This window comes from Rhodococcus globerulus, assembly GCF_019334125.1.
GTDB classification, from domain to species: Bacteria; Actinomycetota; Actinomycetes; order Mycobacteriales; family Mycobacteriaceae; genus Rhodococcus_F; species Rhodococcus_F globerula.
This window is the reverse complement of sequence record NZ_CP079698.1, coordinates 4,540,906-4,564,549: the sequence shown is the minus strand read 5'-3', so window position 1 is coordinate 4,564,549 and position 23,644 is coordinate 4,540,906. Positions and strand designations below refer to the sequence as shown.

The following is a 23,644-nucleotide window of genomic DNA, read 5'->3' as shown; positions in this document are numbered from 1 at the left end:
AAATATTCGGATCGCATATTGCGTAGCATTACTACCGTGTTGAACCTCGAAAGGCTGCGTGCCCTGCACGCCGTCGCAGAAAACGGATCAGTTGCCGCTGCCGCGCGCACTCTGCACGTCACGCCGTCGGGCATCTCACAACAGCTGAACAAACTCGAGCGCGAAGTTGGTGTGGCGCTACTCGTTCCCCAAGGCCGAGGCGTACGGCTCACCGAAGCGGGCCGCGTCCTCGCCCGGCGAACCGCCGAGGTTCTCTCGGTACTCGCTCAGGCCGAGGCCGAAATCGCGTCACTGCACAGCGAAGTGACGGGACGACTGCGCCTGGGCGCACTCGTCTCTCCCAGCCGGACGGTGCTGCCGAAAGCTGTCGCCGAGATCAAACGCGCGCATCCCCAACTCGAGATCACCTTCACCGAAGGCGAATCCGAGGAACTTCTCCCCGCCCTCATCCGCCGCGACCTGGATGTTGTTGTGGTCGACAGCTGGAGCACTCTACCCATCGAACTTCCTGACGGGCTCTCGTTCACCCCGGTGTACGACGACGTCGCGGTGGTCGCCATCCCCGCGTCACATCCGCTGGCGGAGAACAAGGTTGTTGCGCTGCGCGAGTTGTCCGACCACGCGTGGGCGGGTTGGACGCGCGGCACGGATTTCCACACCTTCACCGTCAGAGTCTTGCGCGCACAAGGATTCGACCCACGAATCGATTACGAGGTAGCCGAGTTCCCCGCGCAAGTGGAATTTGTGGCGCAAGGGCTTGCCGTAGCGCTGATTCCGCGTCTCGCGAGAGTGATACCACCGGTAGGTGTTCGGATGCGCGACACTCTTCCGCCGCTGCGACGCGACATCTACGTGGCCTGGCGGACCGACAGCGAGCGGCCCGCTGTGCGGGCAGCGATCGAGGCGCTGCGTGAACAGTTCGATGCCCTGGATACAGCGCAGGATACGGCACAGGACACGGTTGACTAGGACAATTCAACGACAACGGCCCGGCACTTCGAAAGAAGTACCGGGCCGCGACAACTGAACGGTTACAGCGGCATCAAGTTGTGCTTGCGCGGGTTCTTGAAAATCGTCTTGTCCTTGAGCAACTTCAGAGCCTTACGGATTTCGAGACGCGTCTGTGAGGGCTCGATCACCGCGTCGATGTATCCGCGCTCAGCCGCGATGTACGGCGTCGCGACAAACTCGTTGTAGTAGTTGATCAGCTGCGCACGCACGGCAGGTGCGTTGTCGCCCGCTTCGGCAAGCTGACGGCGGCCCATGATGTTGACGGCACCCTCGGCGCCCATCACAGCGATACGCGCCGTCGGCCACGCGAGGTTGATGTCGGCGCCGAGCTGCTTGCAACCCATGACGGCGTACCCGCCGCCGTACGCCTTACGAACTACCACGGTCACCTTCGGCACAGTGGCTTCGATGTACGAGAACAGGAAACGCCCGCCGCGCTTGATGACGCCGACTTTTTCCTGATCGACGCCGGGAAGGAAACCCGGTGTATCGACGACAAAGACGAGCGGGATGTTGAACGCGTCGCACAGGCGGACGAAGTGCGCAGCCTTGTCGGAACTCGCCGCATCGAGGGCACCACTGAGGTACGTGGGCTGATTCGCGACAACCCCCACAGGCAAGCCGTCGACGCGGGAGAACCCGGTGATCACGTTGTGCGCGACCTGGGCTCCGATTTCGTGGAAGGTGCCGTCGTCGAAGATCCGCAGAATGATGTCGTGCATGTCGTAGCCGGCGTTGTCCGCGTCCGGCATGAAGGCATCGAGTTCGAGGTCCGTCTCGGTGATCTCGGGTTCGAGGCCCGGATTGATGAGCGGCGCCTTCTCCTGCCATGAGGAGGGCATGAAGCTCAGGTACTCACGCACCCACTCGAACGCAGCCTTCTCGTCCGGGGCGACGTGATGGATGTTTCCGTTCTCTGCCTGCTTGCGCGCTCCACCGAGGTCGTCGAGGCTGACCTCTTCGCCGGTCACCGACTTGATGACGTCGGGGCCGGTGACAAACATGTAGGACTCTTCGGTGGCAACCACGACGTCGGTGTTGATCGGCGCGTATACCGCTCCACCGGCACACTTTCCGAGAATCACCGAAATCTGCGGGCACACGCCGGACAAAGGCTCCTGACGTGAACCCATGTTGGCGTACCACGCAAGTGAGGAGACCGCGTCCTGAATTCGGGCTCCACCGGAATCGTTGATGCCGACGACCGGGCAGCCCACTTTGAGGGCAAAGTCGTTGACAGCGGCGACCTTCCGGCCGAACATCTCGCCGGCAGCGCCGCCGAACACCGTCTGATCGTGCGCAAATACAGCGACGGGGCGCCCGTCGACGGTTCCGTGTCCGGTCATGACGCCGTCGCTGTACGGATTGCCTTCGCCCGCCATTTTGACCAACGCGCCGATCTCGATGAAACTGCCTGGATCGAGAAGCATGTCGATGCGCTGACGGGGCGTGCTGTGCCCTGCCTCGTCGCGCTTGGCAATGGCCCGGGCGGAGCCGGGTTCCTTTGCCTTCTCCAACTTTTCGCGGAGTTCAGCAAGCTTCTCCGCGGTGGTTGTCGTCACTTCTGAACTCCGGTTTCCGCTGCTTTGATCTGGGCTGTTTCGATCTGGGCCAGCTTGGTGGTGAGGTCTGCCGCGACCTTCGAGATATACGGCTCGTCCACGATCTGCAGGTGATCCCCGCCGATGTAGACGACCTCGAGGTTCTTCACGTAGCTGCCCCAACCACCGTCTGCCTTACGGGTTTTGAATGCAGGCTCGAGCGTCATCAGTTCGTCGTGGTACTTGTCTGCCATGTAGATCACGACGTCGCCGTCGTAACTCTGGAACTTGGCGGTCTGGATGGCGCGATTGTCCAGGAACGACGTCCGCTGGTGCTCGATGATGCCGCCGGGGATCTTGACGCCACTCATCTTGATCATGTCCATCAGGAACTGCATCTGATCTTCATCGGATTCGATTTCGGCCAGAACATCCACGGGCAATGGCACATCGAGGTTGTAGGTGCGCTTCGCGAAGGCTCCGTACCGCTCCCACCGCTTCCGTCGCTCCTCCGCGGTGTCCGGAACGTCCTCGCCGGCCATGACGGTGTCGAGCATGCCGACAACCCGCACATCGGCCCCCTGCTTGCGCAGGATGGCTGCGACGGCATACGCCAGCACGCCGCCGAGCGACCAACCGCACAACACGTACGGTCCGTCACCCTGAATTTCACGGAGCAACGGCACGTACTCTTCGGCGCGCTTCTCGATCGGGCCTTCTGTGCGCTCGAACCCGTACATCGGCGTGCCGGCAGGCAGACGCTTGAGCAGTGGTTCGTACGCAACGGTGGATCCACCGGCCGGGTGGAACACGAATACCGGTACGGCAGTGGAACCTTCGGGGCGGCCGCGCAGAATACGCACCACACCGTCGATCTTGCCCTCGTCTTCGAGGTACTGACGCACAACGTCCGCAAGGTCTTCGATCGTGCCGGAACCACGTACGTCGTCGACGGTGACTTCGCCGCCGGCCCGCTCGGACAGCCGGACAGCCAACTTCTGTGCCAGATCGTCGTCGACGGTGGGCAGAGCATTGAAAATGCCCTTGGCCGACTTGCCGGTGACCACTGCCCACGTCGCAAACGTCAAGCGTTCAGCGGCATCTCGCGGCGGGACGTCGGAACCTGCGTCGTCCGCTGTGCCCGCACGGGAAGGATCGGCAGCAGGCATCTCCACCGGGAGCTCAACCGAAGCCGACGCCGAAACCACCTCGACGTCGCCGGCATCCGCCGCCAACTTCTCGGCGGCCTGCTGATCGGCCATCGCCTGAACCTCTTCGCGGTTCTCGATGGCGTAGCGCAGGTACTTGTTGACCTCGAGCAGGCTTGCATCCTTGACTGCCTGGAGCTGCAACTGCGGAATGTCGAACTCGTACTCGACGCGGTTCTTGATGCGCATCGCCATGAGCGAATCGAGACCGAGTTCGATGAGCGGAACCTCGGCCGGCAGATCTTCCGGCGAGTAACCCATGGATTCCGCGACAACGATCCTCAGACGGTCGTCGAGGCTCTGCGAACCGTGGGGATCCCACTTGTCGCCGGCATCTTCGACTACCTCGGCAAGAGCTTCCATAGTGCCCGTCGGACGGGCCGGTGCGGCGACGACAAGCTCGGGCAAAGCCTCACCCGACGTGACAACCGCGTCGAACAGCAATCGGAAGGAGCCGTTCTCGCGGGCATGCACCTGCACCGACGCTCCGCCCGGGTGCGGGTTGAGCGTAGTGGTGACCGTCGTGGCGCCTGAAAGCTCGCCGTGCGGGACGGCCGCGGTGAGCGTCACATCCGAAAGAACCTGAGCTGCAGCGGCTGTCACCAGAGCGGCCAGGTCGGAGACGACGGATGCGTCGGCTTCCCACACGTGGCGGCCGTCGGGCAGTGCAACGTGCGAACCGGGAGCGCGTCCCGAGCCGCCCGCATTGACCCGAATGTCGAGCCAGTACGGCTTGCGCACAAAAGCAGTGCGTGGCAGAACTGCGAATTCACCTGCGGGAAGCAGAGATTCGAGATTCACAGCGTGACCGTGAACGTACAGCTGAGCCAAAGCCGACAGCACGCCGACGGACTCGTCTTCCTTACGCTTGAGCGTCTGAATGAGCTGCATGTCGTGCAGGCCGGCATCGAATGCCGTTGCGGCGACGGACATCAAGGTCACCGGATTGGGAGCAAGTTCCACAAACGTGGTGTGGCCGTTGGCAACTGCCAGACGCACAGCGTTGGTGAAGTACACACTGTGGCGCAGTCCCTTGACCCAGTACGCTTCCTGGTGGATCGGCTCGTGGCCGGCCTTGTAGAACGTGTCCTGATCGACGGACGAGTAGACGCCCACCTTCAACGTCGACGCTTCGATACCGGCCAATTCGGCAGCCAGTTCGCCGAGCAGCGGATCTACCTGCGACGTATGGCTTGCACCCTTGGTCTGCAGAACGCGAGCCATCTTGCCGTCGGCCTCAGCGGCGGCGACGATTGCCTCGATATCGGGCTGCGGTCCACCGATCACCGTGTGCGTCGGCGCCGCGTACACGCAGACCTCGAGCTTGGGATACGTGGGCAGCAGCGCTTCGATCTCGGTCGCGCTGTATTCGAGCAGAGCCATCAGGCGGATGTCGTCACCGACCAGAGCGCCCTCGGCTTCGCCCATCAGACGCGAACGCGAACAGATAACGCGGACAGCATCTTCCAGATTCAGGCCACCGGACACGTAGGCCGCCGCAGCCTCACCCATCGAGTGCGGAACAACAGCGTCGGCGTCGGCGCCGTGATGACGCAGCAGTGCGGCCAGGCCGACCTGAATGGTGAAGATCGCGACCTGAGCGGTTTCGACGTTGTACTCGAACGAGTCGTCGAGGAACATCTCGGCCACCGAGTACCCGGCCTCGTCCTGGATCAGCACGTCGACCTCGTCGACGGCTGCCTTGAACGCCGAATTCTCCAGATACAGCTGCTTGGCCATCTTGCGGTGCTGCGAACCGAAGCCCGAGAACACCCACACCGCCCCCTTGGGCGACGGTGCGTCGGCGGAGAACACACCGGCAGCGGGCTTTCCGGCAGCAACGGCGCGCAGGGCGCTGATGGCTTCGGAACGAGTCTTGACTACAACGGCGGCGCGTGAGCGGCCGTGATTACGACGCGAGAGTGTGCGCGCGACATCCACCAGCGGCGTCGTGCTGCCCTCTTCGGTTTCGAGCCAGTCCGCCAGATCAGCAGCGGCGCGGCGACGACGCGACGGCAATGCGCCGGAAACCGCGAGCACAACCGTCTGGTCTTCGACGAGCCCCATCGACTGCGCTGCGTCGGCAAGAACACCGGCAGCTTCGGTCTCGACATCCAGCGTCTCGACATCCAGATCAGCATCGGAGTCCGAAACAACAGCGACTGCCGGCACGTACTCCGTCACCACGACGTGCGCGTTGGTTCCACCGAAACCGAAGCCGGACACACCGGCGATGGCCTTGCCGGTGTAGCGGGGCCACTCGGTGGCCTCGGGCGTCACCTGCAGGTGCGCCTTCTCGAAATCGATGTGCGGGTTCGGGCCCAGGTAGTTGAGCGTCGCGGGAATCTTGTTTTCCTGCATCGCCAGGACAACCTTGATCAGGCCGGCAGCGCCGGCTGCGGCCTCGAGGTGCCCGAAGTTGGTCTTTGCGCTGCCGAGCAGTGCCGGCTTGTTGTCGTCACGTCCACGCCCGACAACGCGGCTGAGCGCGTCGGCCTCGATGGGATCACCGAGATCGGTGCCGGTGCCGTGAGCTTCGATGTAGTCGACGGTGCTCGGCAGAATGCCGGCGTCGCGGTACGCAAAACGCAACACGTCGGCCTGAGCGTCCGGGTTGGGTGCAAGCAGTCCGTTGGAGCGGCCGTCCTGATTGACGGCGGAACCGGCGATGACCGCAAGGATGGAATCGCCGTCACGCTCGGCATCTTCGAGACGCTTGAGCACAACAAGTCCGCCGCCCTCGCTGCGAACGATTCCCTGTGCCTGAGCCGAGAAGGCGCGCAGTTTGCCGTCGGGAGCGAGCATGCCGATCTGATCGAACCCGAGAGTTCCGGGAGGGGCCAGCAGCATGTTGATGCCGCCGGCAAGAGCGATGTTGGAGTCGCCGCTGCGCAGCGAGCGCACAGCTTCGTGCACTGCGACCAGCGAAGACGAGCACGCAGTGTCCAGCGCGATGGACGGCCCGCGGAAGTCGAAGAAGTACGAGACACGGTTCGCGACGACGGCCGTCGACGTTCCCGTCAGTGCGTACGGGTGTGCGTTCGTGGGGTCGCTGACCGCGAGCAGCTGGTAGTCGTTGGCGGAACTGCCGATGAAGACACCAACCTGCTTGCCTTTGAGATCGCTCGCGGGAATGTGCGCATGCTCGAGCGCTTCCCAGGTCAGTTCGAGAGCGAGGCGCTGCTGCGGATCGACGTTGACGACCTCGAGCGGGGACATCGCGAAGAACTCCGCGTCGAATCCCTTGACGTCGTCGAGGTAGCCGCCCTTGGTGTTGGCGTTCTCGATCGCGGCCTTGAGAGCGGGATCGGACTTGAACTCGACCCAACGATCCTCGGGCAGGTCGCTGATGCCGTCGCGGCCCGCGGACAGCATCTCCCACATCTGAGACGGCGTATGTCCGGCGCCGGGGAAACGAGTCGACAAGCCGACGATGGCAATGTCGTGGGCATCCATGCTGGCGCCTGGCGCGTAGTACGACGCGTCGACGCTCTCTTCCGGCACCTCGGGCTCGCCCTCGATGATCCGAGTGGCCAGCGACGCGATGGTCGGGTGCTGATACGCAACGGTGGCAGTCAGTGTGATTCCGAGCAGATCCTCGATGTCGCCGCTCAGGGCAACCGCATCACGTGATGCGAGCCCGAACTCCTCCATCGGACGATCGTCCGTGATCGTCGTGGCCGGCTGACCGGTCGCGTCGGCGATCCAGTTGCGTAACCACTCACGGAGCTGCGCGACACTCATGTCGACACCGCTCGCGTCAGCAGTAGCGCTCACGTCTACGGAACTGTCCTGCGCACCATCTTGTTCAACCATCAACTCACCAAGCTACCGATCATGAAGGGGATGTTCCTCAAACGCTATCGGGGAATGCCGTCTGCTGATAGCCACCACGCAGCGTCCCCTCGATGTAGCTTGCCTTGCACGCGCGGCGAGCGATCTTGCCGCTGGACGTACGCGGAATGGAACCGGCCGGAACAAGCAGGATGTCGCGTGCGGTCACACCGTGACGAGTCGAGATCGCGGCGCGGACCGTATCCGCGATCGGCTGCGGGTCGGCTTTACCGGCACCGGGTGCACGCTCGGCCACGATGACCAACTGCTCCGAGGAATCGTCGTCGTCGAACGTCAGACCCGAGTGGGAATTCGAGAAGACGACGGCAGGCAACTGGTTTGCCGGAACGGCAAACGCCGCGATGAAGCCCGGACGCAATGCGGGGCTCGCGTCCTGAGCGGAAGACTCGAGATCCTGCGGGTAGTGATTGCGGCCGTCGACGATCACCAGGTCCTTGACGCGACCGGTGATGTACAGCTCGCCGTCGACGTAGACGCCGTAGTCGCCGGTACGCATCCAGTGCGCGTCCAGCGGCAGATCGTCGGTGTGGCTGTCTTCCGGCAGGCGGTTGGTCAGCGTGTTGTGGAACGTCTCGGCGGTCTCTTCGGGGCGGCCCCAGTAACCGACGCCGATGTTCTCGCCGTGCAGCCAGATCTCGCCGACGTGGTTGTCGGGGACCTCGGTCTGCGTTTCGGGGTCGACGATGGCGGCCCACTGGCTGCGTGAGACGTATCCACAGGACACCTGCGCGATGGCGTTGTCGGCGTGCTGATCGACGATGACCATGCGGCCGTTGTTGAGCTCGTTGCGGTCGACGTAGATGACCTTGGCCTCGTCGGAATGCTTGGTCGACGACACGAAAAGCGTCGCCTCCGCCATGCCGTACGACGGCTTGATCGCCGTCTTGGGGAGACCGTAAGGCGCAAACGCCTCGTTGAATTTGCGCATCGACGCCGTCGTGACCGGCTCACTGCCGTTGATCAGGCCGATGACGTTGCTCAGGTCGAGGTGCTCGCCGTCCTTGGGCAGGCCACGGGCAGCAGCATGCTCGAAAGCGAAGTTGGGGGCGGCCGCGAAGGTGCCTGCGCCGTCCGAGGCCGCTGCGAGTTCCTTGATCCAGCGGTTGGGCCGCTGAACGAAGGCGCGCGGACTCATGATGGTGATGTACTTGCCACCGAACGCAGGCAGGATGACCGTCAGCAGACCCATGTCGTGAAACAGGGGCAGCCAGGTGACGCCGCGTGAATCTTCGGTGAGCTCGATGGAGTCGACCATCTGCAGTGCATTGGTGCCGACAGCACGGTGGGTGATCTCCACACCGGCCGGAACTCGCGTCGAACCCGACGTGTACTGCAGGTAGGCGATGTCGTCGAAGCCGATATCGGGGCGAACCCAGGTTTCGCCGACGGTATCGGGAATGGCGTCGACGGCGATGATGCGCGGGCGTTCGGCGGCGGGCAGCGAACGGAACAACGCACGCACACCTGCGGCCGATGATCCGGCAGTCAGGATTGCCGACGGCTTGCAGTCCCCGAGAACGGCGTGCAGGCGATCGGAGTGGCCGGGCTCGTCCGGATCGAAGAGCGGAACGGCGATGGAACCGGCCTGGATGGCCGCGAAGAACGAAATGACATAGTCGAGACCCTGAGGTGCCAGGATCGCCACGCGGTCGCCAGGCTTGGTGACCTGCTGGAGGCGGGCGGCAACAGCACGCAGACGTACACCGAACTGGTGCCACGTCAGCTCCTGTGCTTCACCGTCACGCTCACGCGAGTAATCGATGTAGCGGTACGCGAGCTCGTCCGCGTTCACACGCGAGTGTTGCTCGACGTAGTCGACCAGAGTGAAGCCCTCTTTCAGGCGAATCCGGCCCTTCTCGTCGAGAAAACCATCGAACAGCGCGTTCATTCCATCTCCTCCGAAGCGATCACACAAGCATTTTTGGTCATGCTTGCGCCCCAGACTTCCTTCGCTCTCTCGGGTATATCGTCAATCAATCGAAACGCACTACGTGCGCAACTCACCTGAATCACTTCATCGATCCCAAACCATCGATATGTTACAGATCGGCATCATCCGCATCGCCGCGCGTGCTCGGCCTCAGGGATCGTGGCGAGCGAAGAACCGATCGTGGCGATCGTGTCCAGCGGCGTCGACACAGCCGATTCGCACTCCTCGAAAGTGCCGACTGCCAGGCACGCAGAGCCTGGCGGCTCCGGGGCGCCGCGCGTGCGCTCCACCGCTGCACCCCGCGGGATGCCGTGACCTGGAGTTGTGATCATCCCCACCCTGCAGCGAACTGCGAGCCGGGGCGCGCGACGCGCACCAAGGCTGTGGGTGGAACCCATGGATCACTCCTTCGTAGTCAACAGGCTGGAACATCCGAACTTACTCGCCAGTCACGTTCGTGACAGCACTTTAGAGGACCAGGCGAGCAGTGGTCGCACTTTGCCACGACCAATCCAGCAGACTACTCGCCGACGCACCCCAGCCAGACAAAAAGGATCAACTGTGCGGGGGCGTCGGCGCCCCGTTGATCATGTCCGCTGCCCACTGTGCCATCCATTGGGTCGCCGTCGTGCCATCCGAATCAACTTGGAAGGAGTTGTACATGGCATGCACAGGATTGTTGTAGTACTCCGCCAAACGCGGCAGCGACGTCATGAGGTTGCCCGGATTCATCGCTCCTGCCGGGGCGTCACAGATTCCGTCACTCGGCGCACAGATCTGATAGGTGCGGTCGTTCAGCTTGCCGAACCCACCCTCACGGGGACCCGTCATCGTCAGACCCGGCAACTTCAAACCGTTCAGCGACAGCTCGGCACCCACACCGGCAACGCTTGGGCCAACGGTAATTCCGTACGCGGGATCACGACGCCCGTCCGCGATCAAGCCGACACCGAGCACCAGATCTGCCGGCACTGCGCCCGTCCCGTTGCCGATACTCGCGGCTACGTCACCGGCGATGACCGCGCCCTGCGAGAAGCCGGTGAGTACGTAACTCGTCAGTGGGCACTCGGCATGGCGCTGCACCAGAAAGTCGTTGGTGGCAGCAGTTCCCGCACCCCGGCTGTTGTTGTACGACTGCTGCCCGTCCGGCGGAAACGCCACCGGATTCGAGAACTGCGCAACGTAAGGAACCGTGTAGACATCCGCACGTGAAGCGTCGAACTGATTCTGCAAAGGACCCGTGACGTTGAGCATCAACGAAGCCGGATTTGCCGCCGGAGCATACGGATCGTCGGCAGCGCTGGACTCCCAGGTTCCAGGGATGGCAACTACCTGGACATCGGGACAACTAGCCGGCTGCGACGCCGGTTTCTCCGGTCCGGGTGGCAACGGCTCGGGTGTCGGCACCCGCCCGGCAAGGATGTACCAACCGCCGATCACCACGGCAGCGACCACCAGAATGATCAGCAGCGGGACCAGGCAACCCCGACGCTTTCCGCCTCGCGCCATCATCTATTTGCAGAATGTGGCGTTGGCGACATCGATGTAGATCTGAGCGTTGGCGGTGGCCTGCTCTGACGTGATCGCAGTGCCATCCGTCGCCGCGGAACCCACGACGGCCGTCACCAACGCAAGAATCTCCTCGTCCGAGGTGCCCTGAACATTCGCGGCGCAGATGTAGTTGGCCGTGTTGATCGCGATGCTGCCGTCACCCTCGGGAGTAACTCCCTTGGCTTTCAAACCGTCGAGGAATGCCTGTGCTTGCGGGTTGACCTCTACTTCTGTCGGACCGGGGAAACCCTCGATGCTCTGGGGCTGCTCCGGCGGAGCCGTAGCGGCCGCTCCGGGACTGGTGGGCGCTGCGGACGCCGTTGTGGTCGCGCTCGCGGAAGCCGAACTGCTCGCAGCCGACGACGATGCCGCGGCGGACGTCGTGGTCGGGGTGGAGGTGACCGTCGAGTCGTCACTTCCACAAGCGACGAGCATCCCACCGGTGATCAGTGTCAGAGAGCCCACTGCGATCGCGCGCGCAAAAGTATTTCGGTTACCCGAGAAAAGCGACATCAATGTCCGTCCTTGCCTTCAGTCGAAAGTCCATCATCAGGTTACGCAACGCACAGCGGGCAGGCACCGATCCGTGATCGGGCCCGCCCGCCGTGCGTTGTGTGTCGTACGTTGCGTCCTACGGGTGAATCTCGGTCTTGCCGTCGATCACCGTGATCCAGCCGAACTGGAAGTTCTGCTGAGTTCCACCGGGGATGTCGAACTTGTCACTGAGCGGGTATCCGAGCTTGCCGCCTTCGTAGCCGACACTCTTCCATCCGTCGAAGATCGGGCCGTTGGCGACGGACCAGGCGCCCGTTGCGGGGCTCCAGTAGATGTTGCCGCCATCGAACTCCGTGAAGCGACCGTTGTCCTTGATCGCCACTTCGTTGGACTTCGGGAACCCGAGCCATCCGTTTTCCCAACCGAGTTCGCCGTACTTGCCCATGATCATGCCGAGCACGGCGTACGTGCCGTTTGCACTGTTGTACATGGCGCCGATTTCGAAGCCCTGCACATTTCCGGCCTTGCCGGGGGTCGCGATCTCAGCTGCGGTGGGGTACTTGAGCGGACCGCCCTCGTAGCCCTGTGCTGCCCATTCGTTGAGGATCGCTCCGCGGACGGCGTGTGCGCCGGTCCACCAGGTCCAGTAGATGGAGCCGTTCTGGAAGTGGTTGAACCGTCCCTGACCGTCGGGGGTTCCGAGTTCAGGGGTCGTCGGGAAGCCGAGCGGGCCGGCAGCTGCGCCGGTGTTCATGTACTCGCCGGCGATACGGCCCGCGATGGGGTTCGCGCCGGTGGCGGAGGTCCAGTAGATGCGGCCGTTGCGGAAGTCCTGAGCCAGGCCACCCGCGACGCTGTACTCGGCTGTGACGCAGTCACCGATCCAGCTGTTTGCCGCTGCGGTTGCCGCGATGGCACCCGAAGCGCCACATGCCGGCTTCTCCACGTCGGTGCCGAGCGCGTTGGCTAGCTGCGGCCACAGCTGATGAAGCTCGAACTGCCAGTACGGCCACGAGTGCGTGCCGGACGGGCGGTAATTGATCTGCGCGGGAATGCCGAGCGAGTTGAGCTTGGTCGCAAATGTCTGCGAGGTCAGGCGCGCAAGAATCTCGAGGCCCATACCGGCGTAGTTGGTGCTGACACCGGGGATTCCCGACGGCTGATCGTACGGTCCGGTGGTGCCGCTACCGCTCGAGACGTACAGGCTGACGCCCTTGAGCTTGTCGGCCTGGGTGTACGGATCGTGGGCTGCCCACTGCGGGTTCGACGGCGGGCCCCACATCGCTGCGGAGTTGAACTTGCCCGCGTCGTTCATCGCGAACTGGATTGCCTGCGGCATTCCGAGCGACGTCGTGGTGAGGATGCCCGAGAGCGACGCGGCGAACTTGAAGAATCCGGGGTTGCGCGCGGCAAGAGACATCGCGGCCGTGCCACCCATGGAGAGACCGACCACGCCGCGGGTCTGCGTTGTGCGCCAATCGTTCTCGAGGATGGACGGAAGTTCCTTGGTGAGGAACGTCTCCCACTGGTAGAACACACCGTTGTCGGCCTCGAGCCAGTCGGAGTAGAAGCTGGACTGTCCACCGACGGGGAGAATCACGTTGACGTTCTTGTCCGCGTAGAACGACTCGGCGTCGGTCTCGGCGGTCCAGCCGTTCTCGATATCGGTGGCGCGAAGGCCGTCGAGCATCCAGACGGACGGGAAGGTTGCCGACGGGTTCACGTTCCAGTCGCGGGCCAGAAGGATCTGAACCTGAATGGGGATTCCCATCGACGGGGAGTTGATCCACAGTGCGACACGGCGCTCGCTGAGCCATTCGACCTTGCCGACGGTGGCGCCGCCCTGGTTCTGGGTTGCGGCGGGCGCGGTGAGAGCCGGGCTCGGCGCAGCGGCAGCCGTGCCTGCAGTGGTCAGACCTGCTGCGATCGGCAGAACCAGCAGTGCTGCCAGCGCTCCGACGACCTTGGTTCTATAGGTCCCGAAGGACCGACTGCGGTCCCGCTTGGCAAGGCCTACTCGCATGAGTTCACTCTCTTTCCCTTACTTCCGGTCCGCGTGTCTTACTACCCGGTGTCTCACGTACTCGGTATCTCACGTACTCGGTGTCTCACGTCTTCGGTATCTCACGTGTTCAGTGCCTACGCGGCGAGGCATCTCTGCCTCGCACGCCACCTCGGCGACCAGAGCCCTGTCGAAACTCTTTCTACACGGAAACGACTCCGACTAGGGGTTGCCGCGCTGTTACTGGTGGTGCAATTGTTACCGAAGTTCCTGTTTACGGCATCTCCAAAACAGAAGTGCCGTTCCGGTCTTCCTGTCGGAAGTCCGGAACGGCACTCGTCTGTCTAGGTCTTGCGGTGCAGCGTCATGCAGTGATGCACGGTAAAGCGGTGAAGCATGGTCACCAGGCGTTCATGGTGTCGAGGATCTGGCCGCGGGCCTTGAACAGTTCCTCGGACCAGTACGCCCACGAGTGGGTGCCGTTGGACGGGAAGCTGTAGGTGGCCGGAATGCCGAGCGTGTTCATCCGGATCTGGAATGCACGGGTGTTGGCCAGCGCAAGTGCTTCGAGGCCCATGGCGTTTGCCGTGTTGTAGTAGCCGACCAAGCCCTTGGGGTTGTCGTACTTACCGGTCAGACCGCTTGCTGCGGAGATGTACATCGACAGGCCCTTGAGGCGAGGCGCGAAGACGAACGGGTCGTTGCGCAGCCATGCCGGGCTCCACGGGGGTCCCCACATGGAGTCGACGTTGAAGCGGCCGGCATCGAGCATCGCGACGCGGATTGCTTCACGCATACCGGGAGCCGAGATGTTCAGGTAACCCGACAGCGAGCCGGCGAACTTGAACTGGTCGCGGTGGTACGCGGCGAGAGTCAGTGCGGCACTGCCACCCATCGACAGGCCGAGGACAGCGTTGTTGTTAGGCGAGACGCCGTAGTTCTCGAGGAAGTTGGGCAGCTCTTCCGTGAGGAAGGTTTCCCACTTGTAGGTCATCTGCTGACCGTTGAAGTTCGAGGGTGCGTACCAGTCCGTGTAGAAGCTGGACTGTCCGCCGACCGGCATCACGAGGGTGATGTTGTCGTTGCGGTACTGCTCGAGAGCGTTGGTCTCGAAGGACCACGCATTGGCATCGTCACGAGCGCGGAGGCCGTCGAGCAAGTAGAGGGCAGCGTTTCCGCCGCGAGCGGCCCACTGGACCTGAACCTTGATGTTGCCCATCGTGGAGGGCACCCACAGCTCTTCGAATCCGCCCCACGGCGCGGTCTGGACCGGCGCAGCGTGCGCGGGAGCAGCGGTAGCAACTGCGCTACCGGCGACGCCTGCGGCAAGGGGAAGCACGAGTGCTGCCGCACCGATGGCAAGTGCTCGGTGCTTGAGGCGCTGTGTCAGCCTCGTCGGGGCAAATCGCATGGATACTGCTCTCTCTCTTCGTCTGCGGTAGCTACCCCCGACTAGGGGAAGTACCGACGGATTCCGTCGGGGAACAGGTATGTGCGCCAGCCTGGACAAACCAGACTGGCAGCGGACCTCGTTCCAAGTCACACTGCGCTCGGTGGACCCTATGTCACAGGTTTGGTTGTGACAAATGGATCTCAACCACCGGGCGCTTCTCCCCTGGTGCTCACGGGAGCATTTCGGGTAGGTGAATCGTCTTCGGATACATCGGCGCCGATCACGGGAGCGTTACGGGATCGCAACATGTTTTCTCCTACGGCATAGTGATCTGCATCACTTTTGGGTTTCAAGTGGCACAAGACCACATCGCTGTAGTTCGTACGCGGGCACTCGATCGAATCGATATTTTGCCAAGTCGAATGCCTGACGGAAGTTCTGCTTGAATCGCGCCCACGTCAATTCACTGCGGTAGGAGGTCAGCAACTCCTGCGTTTCCGGACAGGTCAGCGCCAGCTTCGCGTCAGCTACCCATTCCTCGTCGAGGAAGAAGGGCAGCCACGGGTGGACGTCGACCATCCCGGTGTCCGCAACCACCCAATCCGGATACAGGTTCTTGTCGTGACCGATACGGCCGTCTTCCAGCCTCTCCGTGTGCGCGGCGAGCGGGTACGCCAATCCCATCTGATCGAGCACACGAACGTCGAGCCCGACGTTCATGCTCGTCATACCGAGGTTCAGGAAGAAAACGACATGCTCGCCCGATTCGTCTATCGGCCCTGGCGGCGGAACGACGAACCACGCGTTGTAACTGGGAGACGGAATGAGTAGTCCACCGTCCGGGGTGTCCGCGATGGTCTCGACCATTGCTCGCATCCAGGGGTAGTCGAGGTAGTCCTCGGCTCGGATCGGATGCTCGTGACCGGTGTTGAGAGCGTAGAACGCACGCTCGTCGACGATGCCCGAGCGTCCGACGATCGAGCCTTCCGGCATGCCGGTGGTATTTGCGGCGACGGCTGCCCACACGATGGTCCCCACCCACAGCACTGCGGAGACACCGAAGATCGCGGTGTCCCGGTTGCGGCCGAATGCCGTGCGCGCCGGGACCCGAAGCGGAATGACCGCCACCGGGATCAGAAGGCAGAACAACACCGGAAGCAGGACGCGGCCGTGCATGAAGTCGCCACCGACTCGAACCGAGTACACACCCAGAATCAGGCCGCTGCCGAGAATGAACGTGACAACAGCGCGTGGGGTGCGCAACCACGCCTGCAACCGCACCCAGCGTGACCCTGAAACGGTCTGGGGCGCGGACGTGCGCTCGTTCCTGCCGATCGCAAGAAGTAGCAGCGCACCGACCAGCAGGAACAGCAAAGGCAACCACAGCAAGTACGGTCCGACGAGATTCCACAGATAGGCAAATCCTTGCGACCACTTTGCACCGCCTGCATCCTTCGAGACCGCGGTATTGGGGTACGGAAGTCCGTAATAACCCATGCGCCAGATCTGGTACGCCACCGGAACGAGTCCGGCGACAACCACGATCATCGCGCGGACCTTCCACGTCAAGCCTGCGGACACGACGATCATCATCAGTGCAAGAGCACCAGGGATCGCCATCTCCGGGCGCACGAGGGGCCCGAGCCCGGCAACAAAAGAGAGAATCAGAATCGACGCCGTCGACGGTACTGACGCCTGTGCCCACCGAACCATCAGCAACCACAGCAGCGCGATCCAGAAAATCACCAGACACGTCTCGAGGCCGGACGTCGCAAAATCTCGGGCGGGCGGAACAGCAATGTAGACGAGAACGCCGGCCGGAACGAGGAAAACCGTCCCGCCGACGCCTGGTCGCAGATCGCGGTACAGGCGGGCCGTTCCGAGCATCGCCAAGACCACAGCTGCGGTCGAGAGCACCAAAGCGATTGCCAAGACGACATATTCGAGCCGGATCTGCGTCAGCCAGCCGAAGACGTAGACGATGTACGTCCACGCGGTGCTCGTATTCGCCTCGACGCGTTCACCGGCGTTGAAGACGGGGCCGTTGCCGGCCAGCAGATTTCGCACGGTGCGCAGGACGATCAGTCCGTCGTCGGCGATCCATCGACGCTCCCACGCTCCCCAGAACGTGAGGACGGCAGCAAGCACCACCCCGCCGAGGAAAACTGCTCGGTTAGGGGTGGTGCTCGGTGCCGCGGTGTCGGCGACCTGGTCGGCTTCAGTGGCCGGCTCAGACGATGTAGACAGCGACACCCACTACTCCGATCCACGCCACTGCGAGGAATTGCAGAACCCGGTCACCGAGCGCGATTTCCTCGGGCTCACCGGCTTCGCCGCCGTCGACGTCCACGGCGTACCGCAGCACTGCGACGGTGAAGGGGACCATCGAAATGGCGTACCAGTTGGTGCCCTTGATGTCGTCCTGCTGGAAGGCCCACAGTCCGTAGCAGAGCACGAGTGCCGTCGCGGCCATCGTCCACACGAACCGCAGGTAGGTCATCGTGTAGCTCTCGAGCGACTTGCGGATCTTGGCGCCGGTACGTTCGGCCAGCTTCAGTTCTGCGTACCGCTTTCCGGCAGCCATGAAGAGCGAACCGAATGCCATCATCAGCAGGAACCACTGCGACAGTTCGATCTCGGCTGCCACGCCACCGGCTATGGCGCGCAACAGGAATCCGGACGACACGATGCAGATGTCGATGACGGCCTGGTGCTTCAAACCGAAGCAGTACGCAAGCTGGATGACGATGTACACGGACATCACCACGGCAAGTTGCCAGTTGGCGATGAACGAGAGAGCGATCGAACCGGACAGCAGCACCACGGCCATGCCGTACGCGATGTTGACGGGCAGAACTCCGGCCGCGATGGGGCGGAAGCGCTTGGTGGGATGCGCTCGGTCTGCCTCGACGTCCATTGCGTCGTTGACGAGGTAGATGCCGGACGCCGCCATGCAGAACACGACAAATGCCAGCGCGACGGGCAAGAGCACGTCGGCTTCGGTGGCTGTGCCGGCCGCGATGGGCGCGGCGAGCACAAGAACGTTCTTGACCCACTGGCGTGGGCGGAGCGCCTTGACGATGCCGGCGGGCAGGGACTTAGGGGGTCCGCTGACCGTGGCCGCTTCCTCGCTCATTTCTCTCCATATTTCTGTTCGGCCTTATGCACCAGCGCCGCGGATGCGGCGCCCAGTGCCGCACCGGCAAGCACGTCGGTCGGGTAATGAACTCCCAGAACCAGGCGCGAAAGCATCATCGGGGGCACCAGCAACGCCGGTAAGGGTAGCCCGGTGAGTCGACCGATCAGGAATGCCGCCGCCGTCGTCGACGTGGCGTGCGAGGACGGGAAGCTCAGCTTGCTCGGCGTCGAGACGTTGACCTGCAACGACGGGTCGGACGGGCGTTTGCGCCGCACGACACGCTTGATCACGACCGACGCGGCGTGTGCCCCGAAGGCACCGACGGCAGCGCCCGCCCATTCGCGGCGACGCGGCTTGTCGACGGCAGCGCCGACGGCAGCGATCGCGATCCAGCCGAGTGAGTGCTCACCGAAGTGCGACATTCCGCGAGCAACGGCGACGGCTCCAGGCACCTGCCCGACGGTCGACTGGATTCCGGCGAGGATCTTGACCTCGGGAGATACAGCCTCAGGAGATACCGAAGACACGTTCCCACCTTTCCGTGCTGGTCAGTGAAGGAACGGCATCCTGGTACTGCTTCTTCAGTTCGGGGAACCTGGCGGCGAGTTCGCGGCGCAACCGGGTGGCTTCCTTGAGCAGTTCGAGTGCCTGCTTGGGGTTGCGCTTGCGGTAGACGACTCCGCGGCCGTCGGCGGTGGTGACGGTGACGCCGTCCACCTGCGAGAGCAGGAACCAGCGGGCGTCGATGGTCGGCACGTTGAGCTGGGGTCGCTCGAGGTGTTCGGCCTTGGCCGGCTTCACGTTGTGAACGGCTGCCCGAAGGACTCGGGTCACCTTCGCGACGGTGGTGAGCGGCAAGCTCACGTCTCCGACGTCGGCACCTGACGGCAGTGGCAGTTCCGTCGACGACGGCAGTACGACGGCGTCGGAGAATTCCTTGCGCTGGGCGTGTACCTCACCGAGTGCGGTCGGCAGCATGTTCGCGACGTGCTCGGGGCCGGCAAGGAAGTCGGCGATGGCCTTGTTCTGGATTGCGACGGTGGAGTACTCGAGGCACAGCAGGTGCTTGAGCGTTGCCTTCACCGTGTTGACCACGAGGCCGCGTCCGTTGCCCGGCATGTGCAGTGCGGCAACCACGAGACGGTTGCGGAGGTGGAAGTACGCCTGCCAGTCGATGGCGTCGTCCTTGTCGCTCCACGCCATGTGCCAGATCGCGGCACCCGGAAGTGTGACGGTCGGGTAGCCGGCTTTCTTTGCGCGCAAACCGTATTCGCAGTCGTCCCACTTGATGAAGAGCGGGAGTGGCTGCTTGATTTCTTCGGCGACCTGGCGCGGGATCATGCACATCCACCAGCCGTTGAAGTCGACGTCGATGCGGCGGTGCAGGAGCTTCGATTCGCGCAGCGGCTTCTTCGAGAAGTCGTGGTCGTATTCGACGTTCGGCGCTGCGGTCCACATGAAGATGCCGCGGTTGACCACTTCACCCATCACATGGAGGTGGCTGCGTTCCTGCAGGTTGAGCATCTGGCCGCCCACCAGCATCGGCGATTTCGCGAACCTAGAGAAGGACAGGGCGCGCAGGATCGAGTCGGGTTCGATCTCGATGTCGTCGTCCATGAACAGGATGTGCTGGCACGACGTGTTCTTGAGTGCCTCGTACATGATTCGGCTGTATCCGCCGGAGCCGCCGAGGTTGCCCTGATCGTGAATGGTGAGCCGATCACCAAGCGCTGCAGCAGCTTCGGCGAATCCTGGCTCGTCGCGCACCTTGCGGGTGCCCTGATCCGGCATGATGACTGCCTTGATCACGTCGGACACCAGCGGATCGGATGCCAGCGCGGCAAGTGCCTTCACGGCATCCGTCGGGCGGTTGAACGTCGGAATACCCACGGCGACAGTCGCTTCGCCGGGAGCCTCGACGGGGGCGTACCAGCCGCCGCTCTCGACAACCACGGCCGAATCGGTGGTGATGTCGAACCAGATCCAGCCACCGTCTTCGAACGGAGCAAGCTCGACGTCGAATTCCAGAGCTGCATCACCGTCGGCAAATTCTTTGCCTTCCACGTGAATTCGCGAGGAATCCGCCTTGGAACGGTAGATGTCGACGCGGCCGTGGCCGGACAGTTCCAGACGCAGGACCACCGATTTCAGGATGGACCAGCGTCGCCAGTAGCTGGCAGGGAAAGCGTTGAAGTAGGTGGCAAACGAGACCTCGGTCTCGGCGCCGAGCGCTACAGACGTGCGCGAAGTCGAGTGCGCCCGCCGACTGTTGGACCAGGACTCTTCCAAGTAGAGCGTACGAACGTCGAGCGGTTCACCGGCGCGCGGCAGGATGATCCGCTGGAGAAGCGACTTACCGAGGTAACTTACCTCGTCCCCCACGTCGGCGTTTTCACCCTCGAGTAGATGACGTGCGTTCATTCGCTCTCCCCTGCCAATTCCGCACCCGATTCCAGATGCGGACGCAGGGTGTTCTCGAACATCGTCAGCGCACTGGCGATGGCCATGTGCATGTCGAGGTACTGGTAGGTGCCCAGGCGGCCACCGAACAGCACCTTGTTGTCAGCGGTTTCCGCCTTGGCGCGTGAGCGGTACGCGGCGAGCTTGGCGCGATCCTCCGGCGTGTTGATCGGGTAGTACGGCTCGTCGGTCGACTCGGCGAAGCGTGAGAACTCGCGCATGATGACGGTCTTGTCGGCCGGGTACTCGCGTTCCGGGTGGAAGTGGCGGAACTCGTGGATGCGGGTGAACGGGACGTCCGCGTCGTTGTAGTTCATGACCGGGGTGCCCTGGAAGTCGCCGACTGGCAGAACTTCGGTCTCGAAGTCGAGGGTGCGCCAGCCCAGCTCACCTTCGGAGTAGTCGAAGTAGCGGTCAAGCGGGCCGGTGTAGATGACGGGTGCGTCGGGGTTGGCGCTGCGCAGCTCGTCCCGGACGTCGAAGTAGTCGGTGTCGAGGCGGACCTCGATCTTCGGGTCCGTGACCATGTTCTCGAGCCACGCGGTGTAGCCGCCGACGGGCAGGCCCTCGTACGTGTCGTTGAAGTAGCGGTTGTCGAAGTTGTAGCGGACCGGCAGGCGGCTGATGTTGGCCGCGGGCAGCTCCGTGGGATCGGTCTGCCACTGCTTGGCGGTGTAGTCACGCACAAAGGCTTCGTACAGAGGGCGGCCGATCAGCGAGATCGCCTTCTCCTCGAGGTTGGAGGCGTCCTTCGCATCGATCTCGCTGGACTGTTCCGCGATGAGCGCGCGTGCCTCTTCCGGCGTGAAGTACCGCCCGAAGAACTGCGAGACGAGGCCAAGCCCCATGGGGAACTGGTACGCCTGGCCCTTGTGCAGCGCAAAGACGCGATGCTGGTAGTTCGTGAATTCCGTGAACTGGGTGACGTAGTCCCAGACCTTCTTGTTGGAAGTGTGGAACAGATGCGCTCCGTACTTGTGGATCTCGATGCCTGTCTCCGGCTCGGGCTCGGAGTAGGCATTGCCACCCAGGTGGTGACGGCGATCCAGAACCAGCACTCGCTTACCCAACTGGGTGGCGGCGCGCTCGGCGATGGTCAGCCCGAAGAATCCCGAACCGACGACGATGAGGTCGTACTGAGCAAGGGCGGTCTCTGAATTTGCAGCGGTCACGATGAACCAGGGTATCGGACCTGATCTACCGGGGGCGTATTAGCAGTCGTGATCACACCCGCTGTGGAACCGATACCCCGGTCCGATGCGTCCAAGCACGTGGGCTGCCCGGGTGGGCAGCGGGAGGTGGGGCCCAACATGACACGCATAGCCGGAGCGCTGATGCTGGCGACCGTTCTGATCTCGGTGATGACCGGATGCGGTCGCAGCGTCGAAGGGACTGCGCGGGCGCAGGCGGCAACGGCCACGCTCGAACAGTCCCCTACCAGCACCACACCGTCCCCCGAACCAGCAGCCGACGACGGTTTGTGCAACATTCCCGACGACGTCGCGACGGAGTTGAACGTCGACAAGTCCACCGCTGAGCGGTCGATGGAATCGGCTACCACGCTGCTGGACGACTGCGCGTGGCGTGGCCCGGATTTCGAGTTGCGAATCGCGAGCTACGACGTTGTTGCCGCCCCATTTGCAGCGCGTCTTGCGCAGGAAGTCTCAGCCGACAGCAAAGAAATCACCATCGGCACACATCAGGCATTTGTTCTCACCCAATCCGAGGAGGAGTTCGAACCCGGCTGCGTGATCGTCCTGGACATGATGGACAACAGCATGGTGGTCATCAGGGAAGACGACACCTACATCAGTCGCGCCAGCATGTGTTCTCGCGTCCGTTCTGCCGCCACCGCTATCGAAGACGCCCTGGAGTGAGATGGCCAGGACGTCCTCGAGAGCTGGCGTCTACAGGCTCTTCGCGATGATTCCCTTCATCACTTCGTTGGCGCCGGCGTAGATCTTCTGCACGCGGGAGTCTTCGTACATGCGCGCGATCGGGTATTCGCGCATGTAGCCGTAGCCGCCGTAGAGCTGAACACAACGGTCGACGACGGCACACTGCTGCTCGGTGAGCCAGTACTTGACCATCGCGGCGTCGGCGCCGTCGAGCTCACCGTTGAGGTGATCCTCGATGCAATTGTCGAGGAAGACACGGCAGGTGCGTGCGATCGTCTGGCACTCGGCCAGTTCGAAGGCGGTGTTCTGGAACTCGAAGAGGCTGTGCCCGAACGCTTGACGCGCCTTGGTGTACGCGACGGTCTCCTCGACCGCCCGCTCGATGGTGCCGATGGCCTGAGCGCCGATGATGAGGCGTTCCTGAACCAACTGCGCCATCAGCTGACCGAAGCCGAGGCCTTCGGACTCGCCGAGGAGATTCGAGACCGGAACGCGGACGTCGGTGAACGAGAGCTCGGATGTGTCGGCTCCGTGCTGGCCGACCTTGTCGAGCACTCGGCCCACCGCGAAGCCTTGGCAGTCGCGCAGATCGACGATCAAGAGCGAGACACCCTTGGCGCCGGCCTTGGGGTCCGTCTTGACGGCGAGCACGATCATGTCGGCGCTGCCACCGTTGGTGATGAAGGTCTTCGACCCGTTCACCACGTAGTGGTCACCGTCGCGGATAGCCGACGTCGTGATTGCCTTGAGGTCGGAACCTGTTCCCGGCTCGGTCATTCCGATGGCGCCGAGGATTTCGCCCGTCGCCATGCCCGGCAGCCACGCCTGCTTCTGCTCTTCGTTGCCGTACTCGAGCACGTAGTGCGCGACGATGCCACTGTGCACGGAGTTACCAAGCGCGTAGTCGCCGCAGTACCCCTGCGCCTCGAAGACAGCGAGGTCGTGCGCGAAGGTTCCGCCGCCCCCGCCGTATTCCTCGGGAATGGAGCAGCACAGCAGGCCGAGCTTGCCGGCTTCGAGCCACACGGAACGGTCGACGCGATGCTGAGCGTCCCACTGCTCACGCTTGGCGATCAGCTCACGATCGAAGAAACCGCGAGCCAGTTCGGCGACTGCGGTGATCTCGTCGTCGTACCACGACGGCTTGCGCTTGGTTCCCAT

Annotated in this window: 16 protein-coding genes; 2 read left to right on the top strand and 14 right to left on the bottom strand. The window is 63.1% G+C overall.

The window, feature by feature from the left end:
- The first annotated feature begins 36 nt into the window (after positions 1-36).
- Entirely contained in the window at positions 37-969 is a 933-nt protein-coding gene (locus KYT97_RS20725) for a LysR family transcriptional regulator (RefSeq protein WP_219110611.1), read from the top strand.
- Positions 970-1,031: 62 nt separating this feature from the next.
- On the opposite strand, the gene KYT97_RS20720 is transcribed toward KYT97_RS20725, so the two are convergent.
- The 13 genes from KYT97_RS20720 to glf form a co-directional block, all read right to left on the bottom strand.
- On the bottom strand, positions 1,032-2,573 hold the full coding sequence (locus tag KYT97_RS20720; protein ID WP_045066350.1) for an acyl-CoA carboxylase subunit beta: 1,542 nt from the start codon (positions 2,571-2,573) through the stop codon (positions 1,032-1,034).
- Positions 2,570-7,576, bottom strand: coding sequence for a polyketide synthase Pks13 (pks13, locus tag KYT97_RS20715; protein ID WP_219110610.1), 5,007 nt, complete (start codon positions 7,574-7,576; stop codon positions 2,570-2,572). The genes KYT97_RS20720 and pks13 overlap by 4 nt, the downstream gene beginning before the upstream one ends.
- A gap of 37 nt (positions 7,577-7,613) precedes the next feature.
- Positions 7,614-9,503, bottom strand: a complete 1,890-nt coding sequence (fadD32, locus tag KYT97_RS20710) for a long-chain-fatty-acid--AMP ligase FadD32 (RefSeq protein WP_033235157.1) — start codon at positions 9,501-9,503, stop codon at positions 7,614-7,616.
- Positions 9,504-9,667: 164 nt separating this feature from the next.
- The gene (locus tag KYT97_RS20705; RefSeq protein WP_033235158.1) at positions 9,668-9,943 is read right to left on the bottom strand and encodes a hypothetical protein; all 276 of its coding nucleotides are present in this window, start codon (positions 9,941-9,943) and stop codon (positions 9,668-9,670) included.
- Between the two features lie 157 nt (positions 9,944-10,100).
- Positions 10,101-11,054: a cutinase family protein gene (locus tag KYT97_RS20700; protein WP_033235237.1), complete on the bottom strand. Its 954-nt coding sequence runs from the start codon at positions 11,052-11,054 to the stop codon at positions 10,101-10,103.
- A gap of 3 nt (positions 11,055-11,057) precedes the next feature.
- Positions 11,058-11,609 (bottom strand): DUF732 domain-containing protein, encoded by a 552-nt coding sequence (locus tag KYT97_RS20695; RefSeq protein ID WP_033235159.1) that lies wholly within the window; start codon positions 11,607-11,609, stop codon positions 11,058-11,060.
- Between the two features lie 118 nt (positions 11,610-11,727).
- Entirely contained in the window at positions 11,728-13,614 is a 1,887-nt protein-coding gene (locus KYT97_RS20690) for an alpha/beta hydrolase-fold protein (protein WP_116103832.1), read from the bottom strand.
- Between the two features lie 379 nt (positions 13,615-13,993).
- Positions 13,994-15,004 (bottom strand): alpha/beta hydrolase, encoded by a 1,011-nt coding sequence (locus KYT97_RS20685; RefSeq protein WP_116103834.1) that lies wholly within the window; start codon positions 15,002-15,004, stop codon positions 13,994-13,996.
- A 318-nt stretch (positions 15,005-15,322) separates the two neighbouring features.
- Positions 15,323-17,239 (bottom strand): arabinofuranosyltransferase AftB family protein, encoded by a 1,917-nt coding sequence (locus tag KYT97_RS20680; RefSeq protein ID WP_280639067.1) that lies wholly within the window; start codon positions 17,237-17,239, stop codon positions 15,323-15,325.
- On the bottom strand, positions 17,217-18,122 hold the full coding sequence (locus tag KYT97_RS20675) for a decaprenyl-phosphate phosphoribosyltransferase (protein WP_033235162.1): 906 nt from the start codon (positions 18,120-18,122) through the stop codon (positions 17,217-17,219). The genes KYT97_RS20680 and KYT97_RS20675 overlap by 23 nt, the downstream gene beginning before the upstream one ends.
- A complete protein-coding gene (locus tag KYT97_RS20670) occupies positions 18,119-18,652 on the bottom strand; it encodes a phosphatase PAP2 family protein (RefSeq protein ID WP_092805589.1) in 534 nt (177 codons plus the stop codon). The genes KYT97_RS20675 and KYT97_RS20670 overlap by 4 nt, the downstream gene beginning before the upstream one ends.
- Positions 18,633-20,546, bottom strand: a complete 1,914-nt coding sequence (locus KYT97_RS20665) for a glycosyltransferase (RefSeq protein ID WP_045066335.1) — start codon at positions 20,544-20,546, stop codon at positions 18,633-18,635. Before KYT97_RS20665 ends, KYT97_RS20670 begins: the two co-directional genes overlap by 20 nt.
- Complete coding sequence (glf, locus tag KYT97_RS20660; protein WP_045066334.1) at positions 20,543-21,757, bottom strand: UDP-galactopyranose mutase; 1,215 nt, start codon at positions 21,755-21,757, stop codon at positions 20,543-20,545. The genes KYT97_RS20665 and glf overlap by 4 nt, the downstream gene beginning before the upstream one ends.
- Before the next feature lie 138 nt (positions 21,758-21,895).
- On the opposite strand from glf, the gene KYT97_RS20655 reads away from it, so the two are divergent.
- Positions 21,896-22,462 carry a DUF3558 family protein gene (locus KYT97_RS20655; RefSeq protein WP_219110609.1) on the top strand — a complete coding sequence of 189 codons (567 nt, stop codon included), beginning with the start codon at positions 21,896-21,898 and terminating at the stop codon, positions 22,460-22,462.
- Positions 22,463-22,492: 30 nt separating this feature from the next.
- Here the strand turns inward: KYT97_RS20655 and KYT97_RS20650 are convergent, their stop codons facing one another.
- Complete coding sequence (locus KYT97_RS20650) at positions 22,493-23,644, bottom strand: acyl-CoA dehydrogenase family protein (protein WP_219110608.1); 1,152 nt, start codon at positions 23,642-23,644, stop codon at positions 22,493-22,495.

What these genes read in the sequence shown, in the direction of transcription:
- KYT97_RS20690 (WP_116103832.1), bottom strand. Translation starts at nt 13,614, where the DNA reads ATGCGAGTAGGCCTTGCCAAGCGGGACCGCAGTCGGTCCTTCGGGACC.
- KYT97_RS20695 (WP_033235159.1), bottom strand. Translation starts at nt 11,609, where the DNA reads ATGTCGCTTTTCTCGGGTAACCGAAATACTTTTGCGCGCGCGATCGCA.
- pks13 (WP_219110610.1), bottom strand. Translation starts at nt 7,576, where the DNA reads ATGGTTGAACAAGATGGTGCGCAGGACAGTTCCGTAGACGTGAGCGCT.
- KYT97_RS20675 (WP_033235162.1), bottom strand. Translation starts at nt 18,122, where the DNA reads ATGAGCGAGGAAGCGGCCACGGTCAGCGGACCCCCTAAGTCCCTGCCC.
- KYT97_RS20705 (WP_033235158.1), bottom strand. Translation starts at nt 9,943, where the DNA reads ATGGGTTCCACCCACAGCCTTGGTGCGCGTCGCGCGCCCCGGCTCGCA.
- KYT97_RS20650 (WP_219110608.1), bottom strand. Translation starts at nt 23,644, where the DNA reads ATGGGAACCAAGCGCAAGCCGTCGTGGTACGACGACGAGATCACCGCA.
- KYT97_RS20655 (WP_219110609.1), top strand. Translation starts at nt 21,896, where the DNA reads ATGACACGCATAGCCGGAGCGCTGATGCTGGCGACCGTTCTGATCTCG.
- KYT97_RS20700 (WP_033235237.1), bottom strand. Translation starts at nt 11,054, where the DNA reads ATGGCGCGAGGCGGAAAGCGTCGGGGTTGCCTGGTCCCGCTGCTGATC.
- fadD32 (WP_033235157.1), bottom strand. Translation starts at nt 9,503, where the DNA reads ATGAACGCGCTGTTCGATGGTTTTCTCGACGAGAAGGGCCGGATTCGC.
- KYT97_RS20665 (WP_045066335.1), bottom strand. Translation starts at nt 20,546, where the DNA reads ATGAACGCACGTCATCTACTCGAGGGTGAAAACGCCGACGTGGGGGAC.
- KYT97_RS20685 (WP_116103834.1), bottom strand. Translation starts at nt 15,004, where the DNA reads ATGCGATTTGCCCCGACGAGGCTGACACAGCGCCTCAAGCACCGAGCA.